This window comes from Corynebacterium sp. KPL2734, assembly GCF_040225595.1.
Classification (GTDB): domain Bacteria; phylum Actinomycetota; class Actinomycetes; order Mycobacteriales; family Mycobacteriaceae; genus Corynebacterium; species Corynebacterium rhinophilum.
The window spans coordinates 24,553-49,668 of record NZ_JBEHFO010000001.1 but is presented as its reverse complement, the minus strand read 5'-3'; the positions used below and the strand labels follow the sequence as shown (position 1 = coordinate 49,668).

Here is a 25,116-nt window from a genome sequence, read left to right as displayed (position 1 = left end):
CGTAGCCAATCTTGCCCGATGCTATGCCACGGGGCCGAGGACCTTCAGCGCCAGTGCTTGGATATCCGGTGCGGTGGTAAAGGCCACGTCAATGGTTTGTTGCGTGTCTTCACAGCTATGCCCCTCGTCCAAGGGCTCGGTAATTCCAGAGACCAGCCCCACGATGGTCTGCCGGCCATCGACATCGCCGTAGACAGGCCCGCCGGAATCCCCGACGGCGCTGCACATCTCCGCCAAGGCGGCGTTGGAATCGTGTTCTAGGCCCTGATAGTTCAGCTGTGTGGAATCCACCGAGTTTTTCACGTTCCCACAGGTCACAATGGTGGAACTGCCTAGTTTGCACACCGCATCCGGCAATTTGTCTAGCTGCGTCGCCACGGTGGTGGCTACCTCGCCTGGGGTGAAGTAGTCCGCGTCGCGGTACAGCTCGATGAAAGCAACGTCCAAGTGATTGGTCTCCTCGGCAAAGAAGTCCGAATAGATCACCTCGCCTACTGGATCGGCTGGGTAGGCAAAGTCACCCTCTTGGGTTCCGGCCCAGACCTTATCGCCAGGTTTGCCGCAATGGGAGGCTGTCACGGCGATGGTGCGGCCATCGGCAAGCGCGAAAGACCACGCCGCGGTGCAGGACTGGAAGTTAAAGTACTCGCTCGGCTGCGGGTCACTCGTGGTTAAATTCAGCGCGGCGCCTGGAGGTACCGGCACCACCGCGGGCTCATAAAATTCATTCGGCGGTGCCGGCGGTGGTGTGTCTGTGGATTGCGCAACCACTTCATCCGGCTGCTGGGCAGCATCGGTGCTACACGATGCCACCGCGAACAGCCCTGCTGCTGCCAGCAGGCTACTGGCTATCCGTACCCGCGTCACCTGCAGAGTCCTTGTCCTGTTCTTCCTTATCCGCCTCTGCTTGTGCTTTTAAATCGCGGATGAATTTTTCCGGATCGAATTCGGTATAGTGCTCCGGTCCAGCGAAGTTTTCTAATGCCATGTGGTGGCTACACCTCCGTGTTCTTGATGCTCGAGGTAATAAAGTCCTTGACCGCTGCAGCATCGTTAGGCAGATCCGCCACGTGGCGTTCCGCGTTCAGGATGTCAGCAAAACGCTCGGGTGGCTGCGGTGCGCTCCCGATGGCCTCGGTGATGGTTTCGCTGAATTTTACCGGCAGTGCCGTCTCTAAGCAGACGATGGGCGTCGTCACGCCCTCTTTTTGGGCCGCCCGCGCCACCTTGATGCCATCGGCCGTGTGCGGATCCGCCAGGTAACCATAGCGTTCGTTCACATCCTTGATGGTGGCAAGGCGGTCATCGTGGGTGGAGGAACCGGACAAGAAACCGTAGTCTTCGCGCGCGGCCGTAATGAGGTCTTCTTCAAGGTTAAACCCGCCTTCTTTGACCTTGGTGCCAAAGAGATCCGCAACGCGCGCAGCATCGCGGCCTAAAAGATCGAAGGCAAAGCGCTCGAAATTGGAGGCGCGGGAAATATCCATCGACGGCGATGAGGTGGCCATGGTTTCCGCGGCTGGGCGCGGGCGGTAGTTTCCGGTGCGGAAGAACTCATCCAAAACGTCATTCTCATTCGTCGCCACGATGAGGCGATCGATGGGAAGGCCCATGCTGCGAGCGATGTGACCGGCGCAAATATCGCCGAAGTTACCGGTAGGAACGCTAAAGGATACCTTTTGCTCGTTATTATCGGTGACCTTGATCCAGCAGGAAATATAGTAAACCACCTGGGCTAGCAGGCGCGCCCAGTTAATGGAGTTGACCGCACCGATGCGGTAGTTGGCCTTAAACTCCGCATCACTGGAAACGGCTTTTACCACGTCCTGGCAATCATCAAAGACACCGTCGAGGGCGATATTGAAGATATTCGGATCATCCAAGCCAAACATTTGGGCCTGCTGGAAGGCGGTCATGCGCCCAGCCGGAGTCAACATGAAAACGCGGATGCCGTCGCGCCCGCGCATGGCGTACTCAGCAGAAGAGCCGGTATCGCCAGAGGTAGCGCCCAAAATATTCAGCGTCTCCCCGCGGCGGGCAAGCTCGTATTCAAAAAGCTCGCCCAAAAGCTGCATGGCCATGTCTTTAAATGCAGCGGTGGGTCCCTCAGAAAGGTGACCGATAAAGAGGTCATCTCCTAGTTCAGTGACGGGGACGATCTCAGGGGAGGCAAACTTCGGGCTGGTATATGCCCGGGCGGCGATTTTATCCAGATCTTCCTCTGGAATATCATCGATAAACAGCTTGATGACCTCGGCCGCAAGGGCGGCATAGCCGTCGGTTTTAGCCACTTCACGCCACGCATCCAGCGTGGCGGAGTCCAGTTGCGGGTAGGTTTCAGGCAGGTATAGGCCACCATCGGGCGCGAGCCCTCCTAAGAGGATATCCGTAAAGGATGCGGGCTGGCCGGTGGTATCACGGGTCGAAATATACTTCACAAGATGAATCCTAGTAGTTAACGCGTAAGGTATCAGCCATGTCGCAGCCAAATCCAAGAGAAGTTATCACAACCCAGGCGTTAATGATTTGGGTGGCGGCCATGGCGGTCTACCTCGTAGCCATTACTGGGCGGTCTTCCTTCGGCGTAGCCGGCCTCGATGCTATCGAGCGCTTCGACGTCGATGCTGGGCGCATCGCGGTATTTACCTCCGTGCAATTGGGTGTCTATGCCATCGCGCAAATCCCCACCGGCATGTTGATCGATAAATTTGGCCCCCGCATCCTGCTCGTGGTGGGCGCGGTCATTATGGGCGTAGGCCAGGTCATGCTCGGCTTTACCAGCAATTACGGGGTAGCCATCTTCGCGCGCGTGCTCATCGGCGCAGGCGATGCCACGGGCTTCCTGTCGGTGATGCGCATCCTGCCCTACTGGTTCCCACTACACCGCACCCCGATGTTTACCCAGGTGACCTCCTCCATTGGCCAGATGGGCCAATTCATTTCCGCAGTCCCCTTCCTCTGGTTGCTCGGAACGGCGGGATGGACCGCGGCGTTCGTGACCCTGGGTGCAGTAGGCATCCTCGTCGCCATTGCCGCCGCAGTCGCGGTCGCTGACTCCCCAGAAAAGCTCGGGGTTATTCCGCTGGAGAAGGAGCCACCCAATTCCCAGGGCAGCAGCATCGGCGCGCGCTTGAAGGCGGTCTTTACCTCGCCCATCGCCTGGCAGGCATACTTTATTCACTACAGCGGGATGTTGCCGCTGATTGTCTTTGTCATGCTGTGGGGCATGCCCATGATGACCCAAGGCATGGAGTTATCCAAGGGCAAGGCCAGCCTAGTACTCACCCTCTTGGCGGTATTTTTGGTTCTGGTCGGGCCCTTGCACGGCCGGATTTCCTCCCGTGCGCAGAATATCCGCCCATGGGTCGCCCTCGGGTTTGTGTGCCTGCACGTGCTGACCTGGGTGCTATTTTTCGCCTTTGGCACCGGCGGGGGTCTGGCGGCCATCACCGTGGTCTCCTTTATCTTGGCGCTGTGCACGCCGACGTCGAATTATGGCTTCGACATCATCCGCGAGAGCATGGACCGCTCCGTCGTCGCCACCGCCACCGGCTTGGGTAATATGGGCGGGTTTACCTCCGGCATGTTGGGTGCGCAATTATTCGGCATGGTCTTGGACCACTCTGCCGATGCCCCCAATTACTCTATACCCGATTTCACCTCCGCCTCACTCGCCGTCCTCGCCGTATGGCTGTGCGGCATGGCTGGTGTCGTCATCACCCACATCCTGCGCCGGCGCGGCGGCTACGCGGGGCCATCCGTGCGGATCGTGGAAGTAACCTAGCGGTCTATTCGGGTCTTTCGGCCTCGTCCACCGTGGTGTCGGCCGCCTCTGCATCCTCCGCCTCTGCATCTTCTGCGTCTGGGTCCAAGATAAAGCTGATGGTTCCCACTGGATCCGCGAGGAACTCCCTAGTGGCGGCCACGGCTTCGGCCTCATCAAAGGAAATGCGCTGGAAGCCGGTGTCATTTAATTCCACGATATCGGCATTGGGGCAGCCTAATAGGATGGGTGAATGCGTGGCGATAAATACCTGCGCACCGCGGTCAACGGCCTGGGCGATTTCAGCGATCAGCGCCAATTGCCGGACGACGGACAAGCCCGATTCTGGTTCATCCAGAATATAGACCCCAGCGCCGTCTACTCGCTCATAGAGCACGTCGAAGACGGACTCGCCGTGCGAGCGGGCCTGCACATCCACCTGGATGGGCAGGGTGGAACGCCCGCCGGTTTCCTCGGGTGATTGTTCGCGCGATAGCAGGTATTCGTGGGTTTCCGCGCGCAGGAAATAGGCGCGCTGGATAAGCTCCGTGCACTCACAAGCCACCGGGCTTACTGGCAAGATTGCTTCCGGATCCCCCATCCGGCCGCCCTTGGGAGAGCACCCAAGATCCGTTGCCATGGCAGCCAAGAGGCTGGATTTTCCTATGCCGTTATCGCCGACGAAAATCGTCACCGGGCGGGTAAAGGAAAAGCGCCTTAAATCCGCTAGGTAATCGAAGGCAGGCAGGCTGCGGCGATAATCCCGCGGCATGGATTTCAAGCGAATGGCATCAACCAACATGCCTGGAACTTTAGCAGCAGCGGCGGTGCACAGTTGGGGTATGCACGCTATCTCTTCGCTAGTGCTGTTGCTACCTCGAGTGCGGACTTGAGGTGCAGGATTAATGGATCCCCGGTTGCGGCTTGGGCAATGGTCTCTGCTGGAACCGCATTTACCGCAAAGGCAATACCTAATCCCCCGCTAATAGGAAAGACTATGGCTGCGGCCACCGCCGCGGTTGTAGATAACTTATTGTTGATTGTCATCGTCTCCTCCAGTCCCTCGGTAACGCACACCTTTATTCGTTACCGTTTCGTTATGGGATAACTCTAGGGAGACGAGCTGTTAAGGCCATGCCGTCAGTCTGCCGGTTTCCTGAAACTTCTTAGGGACCATTCGCAGGCATTCCAGTGCCCATGGCACTGGCCTAATTCGCTGGGGCGCTTTCGGCCACGATGCCATCGCTGGCAGGGATGACAATCCCCTTTTCGAAGGCACCGATGATGGCCTTTTCATCTTCTTCATCCAGCTCGCCAGAGGCCACGGCGCTCTTTAACTCGCGCTCTAGATACTGCCGGACATCTGACTTTCCGGATTTATTCTGGGTAATATCGCGCGGCACCGATTCCAGGGGAATCCCCAACGCCTTTGCCAGCGACATCACGCGATTGGCCTCTGAAGACGCATCGCTTCCTACCGCACCATTCACCTGGGCGGGCGCTTCTTCTTGCACCACTCCCCCGGCTACGGCATCTCCCACGGTCATCGTCCCTTTAGGCGGGTGATGGCGACTGGTTGCCCACGTGCCAACGACGACGGCGATAATGGCCGCCACGGCGATACAGCCCCAGAGGTAGATAAGCTTCCTGCGGTGGGCTCCCGAAGATTTAGCCATGGTAATCCGAGTTTCCTCCGAAGAAGCCATAACCATTGCCGCGCGAGGAATTACCATTGCCGCGTTCATTCAAAATATCAATGAGCGAGCGGATCGTGGCCTCCCCAATGCGGTCGCCGCGCCCGCGCGAGCGGGAGTCCGCACCGCCCTCGCGGCCAAGGTCGTCTTGGTGATGCGGCGCGTCGAGATTCTGCCCGCCGCGGGATGCGCCTGTTTGTGGGGCCGAGACCTCAATGGTCAAGGTGGTGCCATCTAATTCTAGGGCGTCATCATCACGGACTCCTGCCGCGCGAGCGGCAGAAAGCAATGCGGCCAATTCTCCAACCGTGGCGGAGTCCACATCGAGCTGCAGCTGAAATGACATAACCAAAGATCCTTTCTCTAACTTATCCCTACTCTAGGGCGCGAAACTTCAACAGTTAAGGGAATTAGCGCTGTATAGACCAAGTTATGCGGCAACTTTAAGAATGCTCGAAGGATTCCTCCTCTCCCCAAAAGACTTCATCGACCACCTTGCGTGCGTGCCGGGTCAGTTTCAGGTAGGTATCTAGGAAATCCTGGTTATCCTCCGGAGTCCAGCCGGCCGCGCCGGCTACTTGAGCCAATTGCTGGCCCGGCCCAGGCAATTGATCCACGCGCTTGCCGCGCACCAGCACCAACGCGTTGCGGGCATCCGTTGCCATCAACCACGCATCCCGCAGGTCACTAGTTTGATCGGCGCTTAAGATACCGCTTTCTTCCAGCGCCTCCAGCACCGGCAAGGTTCCTGGTTGCCGCAGCTCGGGACATTCGTGCCCGTGCATCATAATCAGCAGCTGCACCGTCCACTCAATATCGGTCAGGGCCCCGCGCCCCAGCTTCGTGTGGGTGGTGCGGTCGGCCCCACGCGGCAGGCGCTCATTATCCACCCGAGCCTTCATGCGCCGGATGGCGCGAATGGTGGACTGGCTTGCACCGCTATCCGGGTAGCGGTATTCATCGATCATCTCCATAAAGCGCTGGCCCACTTCCTCGTCTCCGGCGATGAAGGCCGCGCGCAGCAGCGCCTGCATTTCCCAGGCCTCGCCCCACTCGCGGTAATAGCGCTTGTAGGAGGCAATGCTGCGCACCACAGCACCCGAACGCCCCTCTGGGCGCAGGCCCAAGTCAACGTCCAAAGGCGGATCTCCAGAGGGCTTGGCAAGTCGACGGCGCAGCTTATCGACGATCCCGATGGCCCACCGCATAGCCTCGCCTTCATCGTCTGCAGCCTCAGGCTCTGCCACAAAAAGAACATCTGCATCGGAGCCGAACCCAAGCTCACGGCCACCGAGCCGACCCATACCAATAACCGCAATGCGCGCCGGCGGTTCCGCATCCTCGTGGTCCATCCGCCAAGCCCGCACCTCAGCGCGCAGGGCGGCTTCCAAGACCGCGTTCCAGATGGTCGACAGTTCTTGGCACACCTGCTCAACGGGGATGATTCCTAGGAGATCGCCACTGGCAATGCGCGCCAGCTCCACCCTGCGCAGCGAGCGCGCGACCGCCACCGCCTTATCCGGGTGCGCATGGCGTTTGCTGGAATTAACCAGCGCCTTAGATACCTGCTCAGGCTTGGTTTCGAGCAACTTGGGGCCGGTCGCGCCATCGGAAAGCTGCTTTACCGAATCCGGGGCGCTGATAATAAGGTCCGCGGTAAATGGCGAGGTTCCTAGGATATGCATTAAGCGCTGGCCGACGATCCCCTCATCCCGCAAAATCCGCAGGAACCACGACTTATCCCGGGCGGCCTCTGAGAGCTTGCGGTAATTGAGCAACCCCATATCTGGGTCCGCGGTGTCTGCCAGCCATTCCATCAAGGTCGGCAGCAAGATGGCTTGAATGCGTGCCTTGCGCGACGTACCGGAGGCCAGGGAGGTCAGGTGCTCGAAGGCGCGCACCGGCGAGCTATAGCCCAATGCCGCAAGCTGTAGCTTTGCCGCCTCGGGCGAAAGTCTGAGCTCATCGGCGGACATGGTCACCACGGAATTGAGAAGTGGGCGATAAAACAGGCGCGAGTGCAACTCAGAAATGCGCATCCTGATGCGGCGCAAATGCGCAAGCATGCCCTGCACCGCAGACTTAGTGCCCTGCGGGGAGAACCCCGATATCACCGCGAGCCAGTTCAGGCCCGCTTCATCATCGTCTGCCGGCAGCGTGTGCGTGCGGCGGAAGCGCTCCAATTGCAGGCGGTGTTCTAAAAGGCGCAAGAATTCATAGGCCTCAATGAGCTGCGTGCCATCCTCGCGGCCCACGTAGCCTGCGGAGATAAGCGCGTCGAGGGCATCCACTGTCGAAAGCGCACGCAGGGACTCATCGGAGCGACCGTGCACCAATTGCAGCAATTGCACCGCGAATTCGATATCGCGCAGCCCGCCGACGCCCAACTTGAGCTCGCGATGTTTGAGCTCATCCGGCACATTATCTAATACGCGTCGGCGCATGGCTTGGACGTCTTCCACGAAGGAATCGCGCTGCGAGGCCGTCCAGACCATCGGCCGGATTTGCTCCAGGTAATCCTCCCCCAACGGCAGGTAGCCGGTCATCGCCCGGGCCTTGAGCAGCGCCTGGAATTCCCAGGTCTCTGCCCACCGGCGGTAGTAGGTCACGTGCGAATCCAGCGTGCGCACCAACGCCCCAGACTTACCTTCCGGCCGCAGGTTCGCATCGACATCAAAAAATGTCGTCGACCCAATCCGGTTAAACTCCGCGGCGAGCCGGGTGGCTTTGGGCGTTGCCTCGCTGCCGACGAAGATAACGTCCACATCGGAAATGTAATTGAGCTCGCCGGCACCGCATTTACCCATCGCCATGACGGCAAGCTGCGCATCGAGCGGATCGTCGCCGTAGATCTTGCGCACCGCAACGGCAAGGGAGGCGGTAAGGGCGGCATCGGCAAGCGCAGTAGTCAGCGTGGTGACCTGCCGAAAGCTTACCTCCGGCTGCGGGCGGGATTGCCCCTTGCGGGAGTGGAAGGTACCCGCCACATCGTGCGCGGCGAGCCGCATCATCAGCGTGCGGTACTGGGTCCGCATCTCCTTTTTATGCTCGCCTTCGCTCGCGCGGTACGTACCCGGCGCGCTGAGATCCTCCCTCGCTGGATCGGGAGCATCGAGCTCTGCCGCAAACGTTGCCGGCTGCGCGCCGACCGTTTCAAGCAGGCTGGTGAGCATCTCTTCTGGCTCCGGCAGGGGCTTTTTCAGCTCTTCCCACAGCTCCGGGTGGGCAGCGAGGTGATCCCCAAACGCCGTTGACGCACCCAAGAGCGCAAGAAGGCGCACCCTCACTTGCTCATTGCTGCGGATTTCCGCATCGAGGTCCGGGGCCTGCTCGTAAATGCGCACGAGGTTATTAAGTGCCAAATCTGGATCACCGACCGCAGCCAGCGTCCATAAGAGGTCAACGGACTCCGGGTTATTCCATCCCAGTTGTTCTAAGTCTTGTGCGGCATGGGACCGGCTAAGGCCCAGCGACGCCGGCGAAGGCACCGTGGCAGGACGCATTATTCTCCTAGAAATTCAGGTTGTTGCGCAGCTCGACTGTCGTAATTTGGCGCTGGTAATCGCGCCATTCTTCCCATTTGGCGCGCAAAAAGAACTCGAAGACGTGCTCGCCCAAGACCTCCGCCATAAATTCGGACTTTTCAAACTCTCGCAGGGCCTGATCCATGCTGGAAGGAAGATCCTTATACCCCATGGCGCGGCGTTCGCGGTGGGTGAGCTGGTGGACATCGTCTTCTGCCGGCTCGTCTAATTCGTAGCCTTCCCGGATGCCGCGCAGCCCGGCTGCGAGGATCACCGCATAGCCCAAGTACGGGTTCATGGAGGCATCGATGGATCGGATTTCCACCCGGCGCGATTCCTCCTTGGTCAGGCGGTACGTCGGCACGCGCACCAGGGCAGAACGGTTCTGCACGCCCCACGTAGCCGAACCCGGCGCTTCATTGCCAAACATCAGCCGCTTATAGGAGTTGGGCCACTGGTTGATAATGGGGCTCATCTCCGTAGAGTGCTCCAAAATTCCGGCGATGAACTGCTTGGCGGTGTGTGAGAGCGAAAATTCATCATCCGGATCGTGGAAGGCATTGGACTGGCCTTCAAAAAGGCTAAAGTGCGTATGCATTCCGGAGCCCGGGAGATCCTCAAAAGGCTTGGGCATGAACGTAGCCCGCACATTTGAATCCGTGGCCACCTGCTTAATAACGCGCCGGAAAGTCATAATATTATCCGCCATGGTCAACACATCGGCGTGGCGGAGATCGATTTCCTGCTGGCCCGGCGCGGTTTCGTGGTGGCTAAATTCGGTGGCGATGCCGAGTGATTCCAGCGCCAGCATGGCGCGGCGCCGGAATAGCGGCGCGGTATCGTGCGTCGCTTGGTCGAAATACCCGCCATTATCGGTGGGGACCAGGTCTGTCAGTTCCTTGCTGTGTTCCAGCAAATAGAACTCAATTTCTGGCGAAGCCATACAGGTAAATCCATCATTGGCCGCCTCGGTAACCTGGCGGCGCAGGATATGGCGCGGATCCACCACGGAAGGCTGACCATCCGGCTGCGCAATATCGCAGAACATGCGCGCCGTTTGCAGGTCCGGCTCGTTGTCATCAAAGGGCAAAATTTGGAAGGTGGAGGGATCCGGCAGCGCAATGGTGTCCGATTCAGAGATGCGGGAAAACCCTTCTACCGAAGAGCCATCAAAGCCAATCCCCTCCTCAAAGGCGGATTCGAGTTCGGAGGGGCTCATCACTACGGATTTGAGGGCGCCCATGATATCCGTAAACCACAAGCGGATAAAGCGGATATCGCGTTCCTCAACGGTGCGTAAGACGAATTCGTGTTGGCTATTCATGCCCTAAACCTTACCGGCTCACCGCTAGGCAGTGTGCAGTTCATTAGTCAATTTCCACATGGTCAGATTCGCAGGTCGCCAGAGTATTCAGGGGGTAGCTAGCGGGGGTTAATGCAGCAGGTACGGCTTCGCGCACGTGATTTGCTAGTGGGGCAAGCGAACACCTGTACAAGCTTTCTAAAGGAAGAAACAAGTATGACCTCCCACGTTGATGAACTTTCTGCCAGCGTTATCGATGCCGTAGTGACCGCCGCCCAATACGGGTGGTCCCCGGACGATTTACGCCACATCCTTGGTTCTTATTCTTATCCCCTCATCTACCGCGCTAGCCCGCACGTACCTGCCCGCATCACCTCACCCGCGCTGCGCAAAGCGTGGTTGCAATTAGAAGCCCCGCAAGAAAACTTCATTCCCCGCGATAAAATGCGCGCCATCATGAAAGAGCTGGTGCACCTGCCGCGTTTGCGCGATACCGAACTTTTAGCAGGCGGCGAGTTGAGCCAGGCTGGTGACCCTAGCGATAAGCAGGATAAAATCCGCCACAAGGTCTTGGGGCTATTACGCAAGGCAGAATCCACGTCCTTTGCAGAAGAGGCAGAGGTACTCATTTCCAAGGCGCAGTCGCTGCAGCAAAAATATCGCATCGAAGATCTCTTAACCGTTGACCAACCGCGTCTCATTTCCCACCGCGTGCACGTTCACCCGCCGTATATCAAGCATCAGGTCACCTTGTTAGGCACCATCGCCAATGCCAATGGGTGCACCACCCTCCTCATCCACGAAAAGGGCATTGCCTGCATCATCGGCGCGCCCGAAGACGCCGCGCACTGCGCCGACCTTTTCTCCTCCCTGAACCGCCAATGCGATTGGTACATGCGCAATAGCGAGGGTGCCGAGTTTGCACGCGCGACACAGACCACCGCGTCCTATCGCCGTAGCTTCCGCCTTTCCTATGCCGCCCGGATCGGGGAGCTGCTGCAGCTGGCCAATGAAGACGGCATCGAAGAAAAACTCGATGAGTCTCCCTATTGCAGCCACCACGCGGAGCTCATCGCCACTCAGACGCTGCCTGCGCTCCAAGCGCGCACCGATCATGCCGAGGAAACCCGAAATCGCCTATTTCCCAACCTGACCACATCCTCGCTATCCATGAATAGCCTGCATGGCATCACTGATGGCATCACGGCCGCGGATAAGTCTCACTTGGGTGGACCTGCCACTGGCATCGATTCTTAATACCGGCGGCCCCCTCACCCCGCGGCTTCTTCTACCCGCTTTCAGCCCATGGTGCCGGCTGCGCATTTCTACCTGTGCGCACAGCAAACGCTGCGAAATTTTTCAGGCGCGTGCTGCGCGTCACGGGTAGGATCACAGGTGAAATTAATTGTTGTAAAAGCTTAAGGGTATGTGAATGTCAACACAGACTTTTCTGGAAGTAGAAGCGAAATTCGCCGTAGCAGAATCGACTCAACTACCTGAACTCACTCGACTCGAATCCGTTGACCATATTGCAGAAACGCGCCACCACGCTCTATCCGCCATTTATTACGACACGGAAGATTTGCGTCTAACGCACTCCAAAATCACCTTGCGCCGCCGCACCGGCGGCAATGACGATGGCTGGCACATCAAAATCCCAAGCGAGGGCGGCCGAACTGAGATCCATGCCGAACTGGGAGAACCGGTAGACGGCAAATACGAGGTGCCCCAAGAGCTTGTAAAGCAAGTGCGCTCTATCGTTCGCCACAAAGAGTTAAGCCCCATTGCGCAAGTGGATAATAACCGCACCGAGATGCTGCTTGCGAACGAGCACAATAATCCCGTCGCGGAATTCTGCGATGACCACGTCACCGCCTTTTCCTTTCTTCCCGGCGGGCAGCAGCAATCCTGGCGCGAATGGGAAGTGGAGCTTGCCGGTGAGCTTCCAGGCACCGAAGAAGGAAGCCAGTTCATCCGCCGCGCGACTTCACTTCTCATCGGCGCTGGGGCTCGCGTTTCTTCGTCCCCGTCTAAGTTGAAGTCGGCCTTGGGAGATTCCTACAACAATGCTCCCCTACCGCCCGCGCTCGTAACCCCGAATGTTGATGAGGATTCCCCGGCAGCAGCGGTGATTGCAGCGCTGCAGGCTAACCGCGACAAGCTCATTGATTACGATCCGCGCGTTCGCCGCGATGAGTGGGACTCGGTGCACCAAATGCGTGTGGCCACCCGCGAGCTGCGCAGCCACCTACAGACTTTTCACGGCATCGTCGTCGGCCCACAGATTGAAAAAATCGAAGCCGACCTCAAAGAGCTCGCCGGCATTTTGGGCGTAGCCCGCGATGCAGAGGTCGTAGAAGAGCACTGGCAAGAACTCCTGGAATCCGAGGACTCCGATACCTTAGATGCCGCCACCCGCGAACACATCTCCCGCGACATGGGTACCGCCTACCGGCGGGCGCACCGCAAGGTTATCGCCGCGCTAAATTCTGAGGAATACCTCGAATTACTCGAGTCCCTCGACCGCCTATTGGCGGATCCCCCTACGTCCGGTTCCCAGTCCGCAGAAGATACCGATAGTGATGACGATTCCGCTGTTGTGGACGCGACTGAGGAAGCGGCTGGGGATACAACCGATGATTCAGTCGAAGAATCCGCACAAGCGCATGCTGCAGAGGAAAAATCGGCCGTTGAAAAGAAGACGGAAGAACCGTCTAACGCTGGCGACGCGGAGGCCGAGGACGTCGATGCCGTAATGGCACGCCACCTAGAAAAGGCCTATAAGAAATTGGTCAAGCGGCATAAGAAGGCCGTGGACAATTGGGATAACGCGGAGCTTTCGCTGCACGAGCGCGAGGATTATTTCCACGATATGCGCAAGGCTGCCAAGAAGCTGCGCTACGCAGCAGAGGCAGCTGGTTCAGCAACGAAGCTAAAGACCAAGCGCCTGTACAAGGCCTGCAAAAAGATGCAATCGGTCTTGGGGGATTTCCAAGACTCGGTTACCTCGCGGGATAAGTTGCTCGAGCTATCCCAGAACGCGCACCGCCGCGGGGAAGATACCTTTGGCTACGGCCTGCTGTATCAGCGCGAACGCGCTATCGGCCTTTCTGCCTTGGATGATTACAACGAGTCTTTCAAGGACATCAAGGCCGCGTTTAAACCGCTGCGCAAGAAGCTGAAGAAGTAGCGCTGCCGCGGCACCAGCTGTGTCGCGTTAGGCCGCATGAAGCGCAGTCAGATGGTGGTTGAGAAATTAACTAGTCCCAGCCATCATCTTCCTTTTCTGCGGCATCGGCTGCCTTGGTGCGAGCGCGCGCGATTTCTATGGCGTGCTCGGCCTCTTCGCGGGTGTCATAGGGGCCCATGCGGTTTTCCCAGCCGGATACTTTTCCTTTGCTGACTTCTTTGGTGGAGGGGTCGTAATACCATTTCTCATCTGCTGTAGTCGCCACGGTAGTCCCTTTCGTCTATATACTCTGGGCAGCACGTGTGCGCCGCCTGTTTGTGGTTGGTGCCCACACTACCCATGCACGAAAACACACGCCCGCTAGAATATGAGGGCAGTATTTCTTTTGATGCCTCCCCTGCTCTCTCACGCGGAGCGAGGGAGCCGCTTTATCGGCTACTTTGTCCATGGCGCTAGCCCGCGCCACGTAGCCGCGTGATTTTTATCCGCCGAATTGGAAAAGGAGCTTTTGCCTTCATGCCACTGTGGTCGACGCCTAAGTCCCCTATTGCTGAGCGCGTTGCACAACAACACGCCTCTATCGTGGGAACGGAGCCCACCCATGTCGCCAGCGCGCCCGCGACCTGGCCACTTATTGGCGAGCATATCGATCACTATGGGGGCATCGTCGCCGCAAGCTTGTCGGATCTCCGCGCAGCAGCGGCCGTCAGTTCGCGCACGGATGGCATCGTTTCGGTCCACTACATACCGGCTAGCGGGGAGCCTGCGCACGATTCCATTGGACTCCAGGAGGTGGCTGCGCTCGCTGCGGCCCAACAACCCACGACGGACTCTGAGGGCCAACCGGTCATCCCGCCCGCACCAGAAGGAGGTCTGGCCGCGCGCATCGGCGGCATCGTGCACACCATGGTCAACCGCCAGTTACTATCCCGGGAAACGGCTGGGGCGGATATCACCATCGTGAGCGATATCCCTGCCAATATCGGGTTAGGCGCTGCATCGGCGGCGGATGTTGCCGTAGCTCTTGCCTTAATGGGCCCAGCCGATAACCTCGATGCGCCGCTGCGCGTGCGCATTGCAGATGTCTGCACCCAGGCGGTAACCACCTTTGCCCATAAGCCCGCCCTTCGCGCGCGCCACACCGCCGCGCTGCGCAGCAGTGGTGACGGCGTGTGCATCATCGACTATGCCGATGGTTCGGTCACCCACGCGCCCCATATGATGGGCCAGGACGTGGTGGCCTTTGCCGTGGCGGTGCCCGGGGACGTTGCGCAAGAACAGGAACAGGCAATTAGTGACATCCGCCAGCGCCAGCAGTTTATTGATGATGCCTGCCATTCCTTCGGCACGGAGTCGCTGCGTTTATTGCCTGATGCACAGCAGCGCGTGGTGGAGTGGCTCAAAGCCGTACACAAGGTCTACGGCGAGGACGGCCGCCCCAGCATCAATGCGGCTACTGAGTGGATGGCATTTTATGAGGAAGAAACCACCCGTGTGGAGCACTTTGTGCGCTACCTGCGCTCACACCGCCGCAACGAGCTTTTCCCCATTGTCTTGCAATCGCAGGCCTCGCTGACCAATATTTATGGCTTCGATTCCGCAGAAAAGCTCGCGGAGCTGGTCACCGTCCGCGGCGCGGTAGCCGCGCGCTCGGCGCACGCGGGACTATCTAGCGCCGTTATTGCTTATGTCCCCAGCAACCGCGCAGAAAGCTTCGCGGCAGACCTAGCAGACGATGGGTTCCTGCTGGTGAAGCTGGCCGCTGGCGAGCCAGCCAAGGTAGAAGATTAAGGGCGAATGAGCCGGCCTATAAGCCGGATTCTGTCTAACCGCGGCGCCCCAACATGTGGAGATGCCGCGCGGCGAACATCCATCTAGACCAACCGTTGCCAGTTGGTTCCAGCAGCTACCTTCAGGCTCGGGCGAGCAGCCTTAAAACGCCTGATCGGGCCCTGCGACGTGGCAGGGCCGTGATGCCTTGCTCCCGGTGGGGTTTACCCAGCCACCGCCATCGCTGACGGTGCTGGTGCGCTCTTAACGCACCGTTTCACCCTTACCTTGTGGTCCCAACTTGGGTGGAAGCGCAAGTGGAGCCACAAGGCGGTCTACTTTCTGTTGCACTTGCCCGCGGGTCACCCCGGGTTGCCGTTAGCAACCACCGTGCTCTGTGGAGTCCGGACTTTCCTCGGCGCCCACGTAGCAGCACCAACGCTGCCCGTTTGCGGCGACGCGATCGCCCGGCCGGCTCATTCGCGCTCCTTAGTCTAGCGCAGCCCCTCCAGGTGTCCCACATCGTTGAATCCATGCACCATAGAGCCACCGTCCCAGAACTCGACATCCGATAGCGCAGCCAGATCCAAAAACAGGTGTTGGAAAGTGGCCGGGCCCGCGTTCAGGGCCTGGCAGAGGAAGGATTTTATGGGGTTGACGTGGCTGACAATCAGCACCGTCTTGCCGCTATAGCGCCGCTGCAATTCCTTGCGGGCTGCGCGCACGCGACGGTTAACAGCCTGCAGCGATTCCCCGCCGGGGCACGGTGTGGCGGCATCGTGCAGCCATTGCTCGTGTATCTCCGGGTCGCGCTGGTGCGCTTCGGCTGCGGTTTTTCCTTCCCACTCGCCAAAGTCCACCTCGCTCAGGCCCTCTTCGGTCACCACGTCGATATCGCGGCCATGCGCGACGGCGGCCGCCGTTTCCTGGCAGCGCTTCAGCGGCGAGCACACGATGGCGTCGATGGTGGTACCGGCAAGAGCCTGTGCGGCGGCGAGCGCCTGCTTTTTACCCAGTTCAGTAAGCTCCGGATTGGCGCGCCCTGAGTATTGCTTGGCGGCAGACATTTCGGTTTGCCCATGGCGCAGCAGAATGAAACGGGTCTTATCGCCGCGCTCGCCTAGCCAGTCGGAAGGGTGCGGCGCGGAGGTATCCCACTCTTTCTCGCCCTCGGCAGGCGTTGAGTCACCCGGCGCGGCTGCGGACGAAGGCTCGGCGGCAGGCTCATCGGCATCGCTCTTGACGATGCCCACCTTGTGCCCCGCCGCGGCCGCGTCCATCGCATCATTGGATAGCGCATCCGCCACCTTGTTTTTTGCGCGCGGGACCCAGTTCAGGCTGAAGGAAGAAAACCCGTCGATATGCGTGCGGGCCTTAAGGGCCAGCTTTTGCATATCGGGGTGCTTGATTTTCCAGCGCCCGTTGATCTGTTCCACGACGAGCTTGGAATCCATATAGAACTCCACCTCGCTGGCACCTAGCTCGGAGGCTGCCTCGAGCCCGCGCAATAAGCCGTGGTATTCAGCCACGTTATTGGTGGCCTTGGCACCTACCACATAGACGATTTCACGCAGGGTGGTTGCGCCATCCGCGGCATAAACGACGGTGCCTGAACCGGCTACTCCAGGATTGCCGCGCGAGCCGCCATCGGCGTAGATGATGACCTTCATGATGCCAGGCGCACCAGGTAGGAACCGCAGTCGCTGCACTGTGGCAGCTCATCGGCAGGCGCATTGCGCACGGCGTTTTTATCGGCGGGTGGCAAGACGATGAAGCAGCCGCCGCAGGCCCGGTTGGCCTTAAACTGCGCGGCGCCAACGCCGTTTTCTTGCCGCTGCGCGTCGTATTCCTCCAGGACATCGGAGGGCAGCTGTTCGCGCAAATCCGCAATGCGCACGGCGGGGTCGGGCTGGTTATCCGCGGCCTCCTGCGCGGCGTCGGCGGCGCGGCGCAGCATGTCCAGCTTGCGCTCGGAATCCGAGACGCGCGCGCCGTGGACGTCCAAGTTGGAGCGCAGCGCGTGGATCTCGTTGTGGGCTTCTTGCAGCTCACTCATCAGATCCGCGATGCGGGACTTGGTGGCGTAGAGATCGTGCTCGATGTCCTTGCGCTTTTCGGTATCCAATTCGGCACCGAGCTGGCCCTTGTCATCGCGTTCGCGCCTGCGCAGCTTGCGCTCATCGGCCTGGATGCGCAGGATTTCATTTTCCATGTCATCGACTGCCATCTGCGCGGAGCCGGAGGCATCGAGCAAGCGCTTGTGTTCCTGCTGCGCCTTGTCGTACTCGACCTTTTCTGGCAGTTCCTTATCCCCGCCAATGCCTTGCGAGCGTTCCAGGTTGGCCAATTCCAGCAGTACCGGTTGTAGTTCTTGCGATAATTTCACTTATGACTCCTTTGGGTGCGCGGAGATAGTCCACGGATCAGTTCGCAGGCTAATAATTTCCGTATCTAGTTCTAATGCTGCTTCTACGATATCGCTTGCTTGCGCCGTCCAGGGAAATTCGCTGGCCCAGTGGGCTGTATCGATGACGGCTGGTCCCCCGGCGCGCAAATGCTCATCCACCGGGTGGTGGCGCAGATCAGAGGTAACATAGACATCGACTCCCAGCTTTGCCGCAGCCGCAAGGAAGGAATCCCCGGCGCCGGACGATACCGCCACGGTGCGCACTGTCTGCTCTGGGTCGCCCGCGGCTCGGATGCCCCATGCGGTCTCCGGCAGGGCGTTGGCCACCTGCTGTGTAAACGCCCGCAGGGTCATCTCGCGGGGCAGTTCGCCCACGCGCCCCAGGCCCAGCGCGGTATCAAGATCGCCGTTTCCGGCCGTTTCCACGATGTCATAGGCGGGCACCTCATACGGGTGTGCCTCGTGCAGCGCTACAATCAGCGTGGACCGCAACGAGGCGGGAGCCACGAACTCCACCCGTACCTCGTCGCCGCGGTGCAGCTTGCCGATGTCCCCTTCTACCGGGTCCGCGCCCTCCTCCGGCTGGAATTGGCCTGCGCCCGCGATATCGAAGGAGCAGTGCGAATAGGCGCCGATGTGGCCCGCGCCGACATCGAAAAGCGCCTGCTTTACCTGCTCCGCACTGCCTGCAGGAATATGCACTCCCCACTTATCGATGGTCTCTGGGGCCTCCGGCACGATGGGCCGGCCCGGAGTAATGCCCACGAGCTCCGCGAGCTTATCGTTAACCCCTGGCCGGGCCTTATCGGCATTGGTATGGGCGGCAAAAAGCGCCACGCCATTTTTAATCAGGGTATGGACAACCTTGCCCTTGGGCGTATCGGCAGCCACGGATTCCACGCCGCGCAGGAGCAGCGGGTGGTGGACTATCAACATATCCGCGCCGAGCTCAACCGCGCGGTCCGCTACCTCTTGCGTGCAATCTAAAGCAAAGGCGACGGTACGCACCTCGTCTGTGGGATCGCCGCAAATAAGGCCTACGGCATCCCACTTTTCGGCCAAATGAGGCGGATAGGCCTTGTCCAAAACGCGGCGCACATCGCCCACTCGCACAGCAGACATGGGGATACTCCTTTATGCTCGATTCTTGTAAATTACGCTAGTGCTATATCCTGTCTCCCGCACTACAGTACTATCTGCGCAAAGGGTTTTCGCATGACTGAATCTTCTTCTCACTCGGGTCTCTACCTCGTCTTTGTGTGTACCGGCAATATTTGCCGCTCGCCCATGGCCGAAATCATCGTTCGCGATGAAATGGAAGATGACATGCTCGATCTCCTCGCCACGGTGGATTCCTGCGGGCTCGGCGGCTGGCACGTGGGGCAAGGCGCGGATGAGCGGGCAGTGGCAGAACTGCGCCGCGCCGGACACGATGGGGCCTCCCACCGCGCGTCCAAATTGGGCGAAGAACACATGGACGCCGACCTATTCATTGCGATGGATTCCGGGCACTATGATTCGCTCATCGATCTAGGCATCGAGCCTGCCAAGGTTCGGCTGATGCGCAGCTTCGATCCCAATTCCCCGGAAGGCGCCGAGGTCGCCGATCCCTACTACGGCAGCGAAGAAGACTTCGAAACCGCGCGCAAGAATATCGAAGCCGCCGTCCCCGGCCTGCTGGATTGGATTCGCGAAAACCACGACTAGACTTGGGGGCATGCTAAAGACGTTCCTCAAGCCTGTCTGGGTACTCATGCTGCTTTTCGTGGTGGCATTTTCCTACCTGGCCTTTAGTGTCCTTGCCCCGTGGCAACTGGGAAAGGACGATGACATTGTGGAGCGCAATGAAAATATCACCCACGCCTACGAAGCCGATCCGCAGCCGATTGACCAGGTCGTAGACGATGATGGGGCCATCGCTGGCGATGAATGGTCCCGCACCACACTGAAAGGTCACTACCTGCCCGAGGATGAGGTGCTGCTTCGCCTGCGCCCCGCCGGCTCCGGCCCGTCCTATCAGTCCTTGGTTCCTTTCCGCACCGATGCGGGCCTGACCATGCTGATTAACCGCGGTTGGGTCAGCGCCGAGGAGGGCAACGCGGTGCCGGATATTCCGCCCGCCCCCTCCGAAGAGTTAACGATTACCGGCATGGTGCGCTCAAATGAGGCCGAGCACCAGACCGCCCCCATCACGCAGGAGGGCTACCAGCAGGTTTACTCCATCCACACCGAGCAGGTGGGCTCGCTTATCGGTGCCGACTTAGGCCAAGACTATATCCAGCTCTCTGAGGATCAGCCGGGCGTGCTCAACGCCATGCCCGTCCCGCAACTCGATCGCGGCAACCACCTTTCCTACGGCTACCAGTGGATTGCCTTTGGCATCATGGCCCCGCTGGGTTTGGGCTACTTTATTTGGTCCGAGATCCGCGAGCGCCGCCGCCTGCGCGAGGAAGAAGCCGCCATGCAGGCTCTCAATGCGGACGCAGAATCGCTTGCCGATGCCCCCGTCTCCAGCCCCTCCGCCCACGGCGAGCCTGGCACCGAGGCTGCTACCACCGCCGCTGCTGAATCCGATACCGCATCTCACGCCGCCGCACTGCGCAACCGCTCCCGCTACGGCGATTCCAAGCCGGACCACTACGCCAAGCTGAAAAAGCGCCGCCGCGAGCGCTACTAACTTTCCTAGCCCTCCTGACCTGCTTTCGATTTTGTAGTGCTGGCAGACCGGTCCCACATGAGTAATGCGAAGCCCGCTGTTATCTAGGCCGCGAATACCCACCACGCGTGTCCTGCGCCTTGACCATCAAAATAGGACAAGGAACGAACGAGGTACCCCGTTGCGCCAATGGGCATCCGCTGCCCCAATGTAGCCCAGCCAGCAGGGAGCAACCATGGTCCGGTGGCTAGGCCCGAGAGTGGGTTGCCAAGGAAGATAGTAAACACCGCGCCAATTCCCACACCTGCGGTACCGATCACCGCAGCTAGGCCTGCCGTGAGCAATGAAGTGGAAAGAATACCCAGCGCGATGGCCAACCATTCCATACCAAAATTGAAGTGCCCCGAGTTTGAGAGTGTCTAATGGTTTGTGTGTAGGTTCCCAACCTGCATAAGGAGATAAGCCGAGCAGGGACCTTCCGTTAGTAAACATTTGACTCGGCAACTACTTCATCAGAATCGGGACCAAACAAAACAATTCTTTGTTCTATGGAGCTAGCAACTACTTCAAAAAGTCGCGCAGCCGCTCCAGTATCAGTTTGTTCATAAACATCGACAACCGTTTCATATTCGTCGATATCTGGTTTCAAATCCCAAAACGCAGTTACATAAGCACCACTAGGAGTGTTAAATCTGTAAGTTTCCTGGGAATCATCATCAGATTTTAGGTTAAGGCACTCTCCAGCTGTATCGAGAATCTTAATTACTCTAGCCAGCCGAGCATCAGTAACAAAAGCTATACTTTCCGCCACGTTTCCGTTTCACCGCCTTATTATCCTGTGAAACAGTAATTATTTCCTAAACGCGATCATACGGTCCTGACCCCGGAAAGTGGACACACCAAGCAGCACAAGCCACCAACGGCCATGGAGACGACCGACCAGCATGTTTCAACAGCGGCATCGACTCTAGCTACAACCACTCTATGGGAATATACAAAGGTCACATGCTCTAAACCACACACCCCACCAACACAAAATGTCATTTAGGCCGGATGCCGCATGGTTGTAGTAAAAATATTAAAGACCCCCTCTTCGATTTCTCGAAAAGCGGGGTCTAATTTGGTGCGGCCTGAGGGGATCGAACCCCCGACCTATTGGGTGTAAACCAATTGCTCTTCCAGCTGAGCTAAAGCCGCATGCGCCCTTGCGCTGTTATGTACAGTAGCGCAGGATTGTGAAGCTACACAAATCAGCTGGTGAAGGCTATTTTTTGGTGTAACCGCGCGGTACCAGGCAGGAACCTTGCCACTCGCCCAAGCGCTCAGCTTTGGTCTGCACCAAGCCGGCGAGCTGTGCCGATTCAGAAATGAGACCAGGCTCAATAGTGCCAGGCTTGCCAGCGCCTGGGGTCAGCAACCATACGGAACCGTTATCCGCGAGCGGGCGGATGGCATCCACCAAGCCGTCCACGAGGTCGCCGTCTTCCTCGCGCCACCAAAGAAGGACTACATCGCACAGCTCATCATTTTCCTCTTCGAGGAAATCCTCACCGAGTACGGCTTCGATAGATTCAGAGATTGTGGTGTCACAATCCTCGTCCCAACCAAGCTCTAGAGCGATTTGCCCTTCCTTGATTCCGAGCTTGACTGCAGCGTCAGCCACTATGCATTTCCTTCCTTATTCGGTGAATTCTTGCTCACGCCCGGCCCGCGCTCGGCGGAGAGGGCGTGTGTTATTACATGTAGTTTAACGTCCCAGGGCGTCTTTTACTTGCTATAGCACCCCTTTCCCCCAATTTGCAGGCCCTTTTCTGCTCACACCGGCGCCTGTTTTGTGGGAGAACTAGCGCCGTTTAGGGGCCTACTACCCACGTTTGCACGCCGAGCTAGGAAAGCAAACCGCAGGTTATAGGGGGTGCATCGGAAAGCACGGCGTTTTATCCGGCCTAGACCCCCACTCGCGATCTGGGAACGCGTATCGTAGGGGATAAACTCTGCAGACCCTTAATTAGGAGGTTTACATGGCCGAGAAGGACCCCGCCAAGGGCGATTCCAACTTCCCGCTTATCCGCGATGGTGTTGCATCGTACCTTCACGACAGCGACCCAGAAGAAACTCGCGAGTGGATGGATTCCCTCGATGGTCTGCTGGACCATTCTGACCAAGAACGCGCACGCTACCTGATGCTGCGCCTTCTGGAGCGCGCCACCGCCAAGCGCGTGGAGCTTCCCTCGTTGACGTCGACGGACTTCGTCAACACCATCCCCACCAACATGGAGCCAGAATTTCCTGGCGATGAAGAACTAGAAAAGCGCTACCGCCGTTGGATCCGCTGGAACGCTGCCATCATGGTGCACCGCGCGCAGCGCCCCGGCATCGGCGTGGGCGGCCACATCTCCACCTACGCGGGTGCCGCCCCGTTGTACGAGGTCGGCCTCAACCACTTCTTCAAGGGTAAGGACGATCCTTCAGGCGGCGACCAGGTCTTCTTCCAGGGACATGCCTCCCCGGGCATGTACGCCCGCGCTTACATGGAAGGTCGCCTTTCTGAAGAGGACCTCGATGGCTTCCGCCAGGAAGTCTCCCTTGGTGAAGGCAAGGGTCTGCCCTCCTACCCGCACCCGCGCCTGATGCCATGGTTCTGGGAGTTCCCCACCGTGTCCATGGGCATTGGCCCGATGAACGCCATTTACCAGGCACGCTTTAATAAGTACCTGGAAACCCGCGGTATCAAGGACACCTCCAAGCAGCACGTTTGGGCTTTCTTGGGCGATGGCGAAATGGACGAGCCAGAATCCCGCGGCCTGCTGCAAACCGCTGCTCTGTACGAGCTGGATAACCTCACCTTCGTCATTAACTGCAACCTGCAGCGCCTCGACGGTCCAGTGCGCGGTAATACCCAGATCATCCAGGAGCTGGAGTCCTTCTTCCGCGGCGCCGGCTGGGACGTTATCAAGGTCATTTGGGGCCGCGGCTGGGATAAGCTGCTGGAAAAGGACACCGAAGGTGCCCTCGTCAACATCATGAACACCACCTCTGATGGTGACTACCAGACCTTCAAAGCCAATGACGGCGCTTATGTGCGCGAGCACTTCTTCGGCCGCGATGAGCGCACCGCAAAGCTGGTAGAAGACTTCTCCGATGACGAGATTTGGGCGCTGCGCCGCGGCGGCCACGACTACCGCAAGGTCTACGCAGCGTACGCCCGAGCACTGGAGAACAAGGGTTCCGGCAAGCCGACCGTCATCTTGGCCCACACCATTAAGGGCTACGGCTTGGGCCACAACTTCGAGGGCCGCAACGCTACCCACCAGATGAAGAAGCTGACGCTGGAGGATCTCAAGAACTTCCGCGATAAACAGGAAATCCCCTTCTCCGATGAAGAGCTGGAAAAGGATCCCTACCTGCCGCCGTACTACCACCCGGGCAAGGATTCTCCGGAGATCAAGTACATGCTGGAGCGCCGTAAAGAACTCGGCGGCTTCCTGCCCGAGCGTCGCACGGACTTCACTCCATTGGAAGCACCTTCCTTGGACAAGCTGCGCTCCGTGCGCAAGGGCTCTGGCAAGCAAGAAGTCGCTACCACCATGGCCTTGGTGCGCACCTTCAAGGAGGTCATGCGCAATAAGGAACTGGGCAAGCGCATCGTGCCCATCATCCCGGATGAGGCTCGTACCTTCGGCATGGACTCCTGGTTCCCCACCATGAAGATCTGGAACCCGCGCGGCCAGAACTACGTGCCGGTGGACCACGACCTGATGTTGTCCTACCGCGAGGCCACCGATGGCCAAATTATGCACGAGGGCATTTCTGAGGCCGGTGCGGCAGCATCCTTTACCGCCGCCGCTACCTCGTATGCCACCCAGGGCGAAGCCATGATCCCGCTGTACATCTTCTACTCGATGTTCGGCTTCCAGCGCACTGGCGATGCCTTCTGGGCCGCCGGCGACCAGATGGGCCGCGGCTTCATCATCGGCGCTACCGCCGGCCGCACCACCCTGACCGGTGAGGGCCTGCAGCACATGGATGGCCACTCCCCTGTCTTGGCAGCCACCAACCCTGCGGTCATTTCTTATGACCCGGCCTTCGGTTTTGAGGTTGCACACCTGGTAGCGCGCGGTATCGAGCGCATGTACGGCGAGGACAATGAGCCGGTCATGTACTACCTCACCGTGTACAACGAGCCAGTCCACCAGCCGGCCGAGCCGGAGAACTTGGATGTGGAGGGCCTGCACAAGGGCATCTACCACTTCAATACCGCCGAGAACGGTTCCACCCCGGCCAATATCCTGGCCTCGGGCGTCGGCGTGCACGAGGCTCTTCGCGCACAGAAGATCCTGGCTGAGGACTACAATGTCAAGGCATCGCTGTTCTCCGTGACCTCCTGGAACGAGCTGGCCCGCGACGGTGCTCGCCGCAATAAGGAAGCGCTGCGCAAGGGCGAAGAGCCCTCCGAGGCATTCGCTACCTCCCAGCTCAAGGACTTCGAAGGCCCATTCGTGGGTGTCTCGGACTTCACCACCGAGCTCCAGGAGCAGATCCGCCCCTACGTCCCAGGTACCTACATCACCTTGGGCGCAGACGGCTTCGGCTTCTCCGATACGCGCGAGGGTGCCCGCCGCTTCTTCAATAACGACGCGGAATCCATCGTCGTCGCCGTGCTCGATGGCCTTGCCCGCGACGGCAAGATTGAGCGCTCCGTTGTAGAAAAGGCGGCCTCCGAGCTGAAGTTGGACGATCCAACTGCACCTAATAGCGGCGAGTAATATCGCCCGCACCTCCGCAATGGAGATGTAGCTCAGGCGCTTC

23 protein-coding genes, 1 tRNA gene and 1 other RNA gene are annotated in these 25,116 nt (G+C 59.0%); 7 read left to right on the top strand and 18 right to left on the bottom strand.

The window, feature by feature from the left end:
• Positions 1 to 21: 21 nt before the first annotated feature.
• Genes ABRP88_RS00245 through thrC form a run of 3 tightly spaced genes read right to left on the bottom strand, consistent with a single transcriptional unit; the run spans position 22 to position 2,438 of the window.
• Positions 22 to 813: a trypsin-like serine protease gene (locus ABRP88_RS00245; protein WP_349835627.1), complete on the bottom strand. Its 792-nt coding sequence runs from the start codon at positions 811 to 813 to the stop codon at positions 22 to 24.
• Between the two features lie 28 nt (positions 814 to 841).
• On the bottom strand, positions 842 to 988 hold the full coding sequence (locus tag ABRP88_RS00240) for a hypothetical protein (RefSeq protein WP_005278279.1): 147 nt from the start codon (positions 986 to 988) through the stop codon (positions 842 to 844).
• 7 nt (positions 989 to 995) lie between these two features.
• Entirely contained in the window at positions 996 to 2,438 is a 1,443-nt protein-coding gene (thrC, locus tag ABRP88_RS00235) for a threonine synthase (protein ID WP_349835625.1), read from the bottom strand.
• Positions 2,439 to 2,476: 38 nt separating this feature from the next.
• On the opposite strand from thrC, the gene ABRP88_RS00230 reads away from it, so the two are divergent.
• Complete coding sequence (locus ABRP88_RS00230; protein WP_349835623.1) at positions 2,477 to 3,784, top strand: MFS transporter; 1,308 nt, start codon at positions 2,477 to 2,479, stop codon at positions 3,782 to 3,784.
• 4 nt (positions 3,785 to 3,788) lie between these two features.
• Here the strand turns inward: ABRP88_RS00230 and ABRP88_RS00225 are convergent, their stop codons facing one another.
• The 6 genes from ABRP88_RS00225 to ABRP88_RS00200 all read right to left on the bottom strand — a co-directional run bounded on the left by ABRP88_RS00225 (position 3,789) and on the right by ABRP88_RS00200 (position 10,305).
• On the bottom strand, positions 3,789 to 4,565 hold the full coding sequence (locus ABRP88_RS00225) for an AAA family ATPase (RefSeq protein WP_349835621.1): 777 nt from the start codon (positions 4,563 to 4,565) through the stop codon (positions 3,789 to 3,791).
• Between the two features lie 47 nt (positions 4,566 to 4,612).
• Entirely contained in the window at positions 4,613 to 4,810 is a 198-nt protein-coding gene (locus ABRP88_RS00220; protein WP_349835619.1) for a hypothetical protein, read from the bottom strand.
• A gap of 161 nt (positions 4,811 to 4,971) precedes the next feature.
• On the bottom strand, positions 4,972 to 5,439 hold the full coding sequence (locus ABRP88_RS00215; RefSeq protein WP_284796354.1) for a hypothetical protein: 468 nt from the start codon (positions 5,437 to 5,439) through the stop codon (positions 4,972 to 4,974).
• Positions 5,432 to 5,803, bottom strand: a complete 372-nt coding sequence (locus ABRP88_RS00210) for a Cgl2226 family protein (RefSeq protein ID WP_284769465.1) — start codon at positions 5,801 to 5,803, stop codon at positions 5,432 to 5,434. The genes ABRP88_RS00215 and ABRP88_RS00210 overlap by 8 nt, the downstream gene beginning before the upstream one ends.
• 97 nt (positions 5,804 to 5,900) lie before the next feature.
• On the bottom strand, positions 5,901 to 8,960 hold the full coding sequence (locus ABRP88_RS00205; protein WP_349835617.1) for a bifunctional [glutamine synthetase] adenylyltransferase/[glutamine synthetase]-adenylyl-L-tyrosine phosphorylase: 3,060 nt from the start codon (positions 8,958 to 8,960) through the stop codon (positions 5,901 to 5,903).
• 7 nt (positions 8,961 to 8,967) lie between these two features.
• The gene (locus ABRP88_RS00200; protein ID WP_284769463.1) at positions 8,968 to 10,305 is read right to left on the bottom strand and encodes a glutamine synthetase family protein; all 1,338 of its coding nucleotides are present in this window, start codon (positions 10,303 to 10,305) and stop codon (positions 8,968 to 8,970) included.
• Positions 10,306 to 10,500: 195 nt separating this feature from the next.
• On the opposite strand from ABRP88_RS00200, the gene ABRP88_RS00195 reads away from it, so the two are divergent.
• Positions 10,501 to 11,541 (top strand): DUF2786 domain-containing protein, encoded by a 1,041-nt coding sequence (locus ABRP88_RS00195; RefSeq protein WP_349835614.1) that lies wholly within the window; start codon positions 10,501 to 10,503, stop codon positions 11,539 to 11,541.
• A gap of 175 nt (positions 11,542 to 11,716) precedes the next feature.
• A complete protein-coding gene (locus ABRP88_RS00190) occupies positions 11,717 to 13,474 on the top strand; it encodes a CYTH and CHAD domain-containing protein (protein ID WP_349835612.1) in 1,758 nt (585 codons plus the stop codon).
• Between the two features lie 70 nt (positions 13,475 to 13,544).
• Here the strand turns inward: ABRP88_RS00190 and ABRP88_RS00185 are convergent, their stop codons facing one another.
• Positions 13,545 to 13,739 carry a hypothetical protein gene (locus ABRP88_RS00185; RefSeq protein ID WP_284784576.1) on the bottom strand — a complete coding sequence of 65 codons (195 nt, stop codon included), beginning with the start codon at positions 13,737 to 13,739 and terminating at the stop codon, positions 13,545 to 13,547.
• Between the two features lie 251 nt (positions 13,740 to 13,990).
• Between ABRP88_RS00185 and ABRP88_RS00180 the strand changes: the two genes are divergently transcribed.
• Complete coding sequence (locus ABRP88_RS00180; protein WP_349835610.1) at positions 13,991 to 15,265, top strand: galactokinase family protein; 1,275 nt, start codon at positions 13,991 to 13,993, stop codon at positions 15,263 to 15,265.
• Positions 15,266 to 15,268: 3 nt separating this feature from the next.
• On the opposite strand, the gene rnpB is transcribed toward ABRP88_RS00180, so the two are convergent.
• The 4 genes from rnpB to ABRP88_RS00160 all read right to left on the bottom strand — a co-directional run bounded on the left by rnpB (position 15,269) and on the right by ABRP88_RS00160 (position 18,773).
• Positions 15,269 to 15,723, bottom strand: an RNA gene (rnpB, locus tag ABRP88_RS00175) — RNase P RNA component class A.
• A 15-nt stretch (positions 15,724 to 15,738) separates the two neighbouring features.
• Positions 15,739 to 16,914, bottom strand: a complete 1,176-nt coding sequence (locus ABRP88_RS00170) for a bifunctional RNase H/acid phosphatase (protein ID WP_349835863.1) — start codon at positions 16,912 to 16,914, stop codon at positions 15,739 to 15,741.
• On the bottom strand, positions 16,911 to 17,630 hold the full coding sequence (locus ABRP88_RS00165; RefSeq protein WP_349835608.1) for a zinc ribbon domain-containing protein: 720 nt from the start codon (positions 17,628 to 17,630) through the stop codon (positions 16,911 to 16,913). The genes ABRP88_RS00170 and ABRP88_RS00165 overlap by 4 nt, the downstream gene beginning before the upstream one ends.
• A complete protein-coding gene (locus tag ABRP88_RS00160; protein WP_349835606.1) occupies positions 17,631 to 18,773 on the bottom strand; it encodes a Nif3-like dinuclear metal center hexameric protein in 1,143 nt (380 codons plus the stop codon).
• A 93-nt stretch (positions 18,774 to 18,866) separates the two neighbouring features.
• Between ABRP88_RS00160 and ABRP88_RS00155 the strand changes: the two genes are divergently transcribed.
• Positions 18,867 to 19,358, top strand: a complete 492-nt coding sequence (locus ABRP88_RS00155; protein WP_284624754.1) for a low molecular weight protein-tyrosine-phosphatase — start codon at positions 18,867 to 18,869, stop codon at positions 19,356 to 19,358.
• A 10-nt stretch (positions 19,359 to 19,368) separates the two neighbouring features.
• Entirely contained in the window at positions 19,369 to 20,328 is a 960-nt protein-coding gene (locus tag ABRP88_RS00150; RefSeq protein ID WP_349835603.1) for an SURF1 family cytochrome oxidase biogenesis protein, read from the top strand.
• An 83-nt stretch (positions 20,329 to 20,411) separates the two neighbouring features.
• Here the strand turns inward: ABRP88_RS00150 and ABRP88_RS00145 are convergent, their stop codons facing one another.
• From ABRP88_RS00145 to ABRP88_RS00130, 4 genes are all read right to left on the bottom strand, one after another.
• Positions 20,412 to 20,693: a hypothetical protein gene (locus ABRP88_RS00145; RefSeq protein ID WP_349835602.1), complete on the bottom strand. Its 282-nt coding sequence runs from the start codon at positions 20,691 to 20,693 to the stop codon at positions 20,412 to 20,414.
• A gap of 95 nt (positions 20,694 to 20,788) precedes the next feature.
• Entirely contained in the window at positions 20,789 to 21,118 is a 330-nt protein-coding gene (locus ABRP88_RS00140) for a hypothetical protein (RefSeq protein ID WP_237791676.1), read from the bottom strand.
• Positions 21,119 to 21,428: 310 nt separating this feature from the next.
• Positions 21,429 to 21,504 (bottom strand) — tRNA-Val (locus ABRP88_RS00135).
• A 67-nt stretch (positions 21,505 to 21,571) separates the two neighbouring features.
• Positions 21,572 to 21,970 carry a DUF3052 domain-containing protein gene (locus ABRP88_RS00130; RefSeq protein ID WP_284782375.1) on the bottom strand — a complete coding sequence of 133 codons (399 nt, stop codon included), beginning with the start codon at positions 21,968 to 21,970 and terminating at the stop codon, positions 21,572 to 21,574.
• A 358-nt stretch (positions 21,971 to 22,328) separates the two neighbouring features.
• On the opposite strand from ABRP88_RS00130, the gene aceE reads away from it, so the two are divergent.
• Positions 22,329 to 25,073: a pyruvate dehydrogenase (acetyl-transferring), homodimeric type gene (gene aceE / locus ABRP88_RS00125; RefSeq protein ID WP_349835599.1), complete on the top strand. Its 2,745-nt coding sequence runs from the start codon at positions 22,329 to 22,331 to the stop codon at positions 25,071 to 25,073.
• The last annotated feature ends 43 nt before the right edge of the window (positions 25,074 to 25,116 follow it).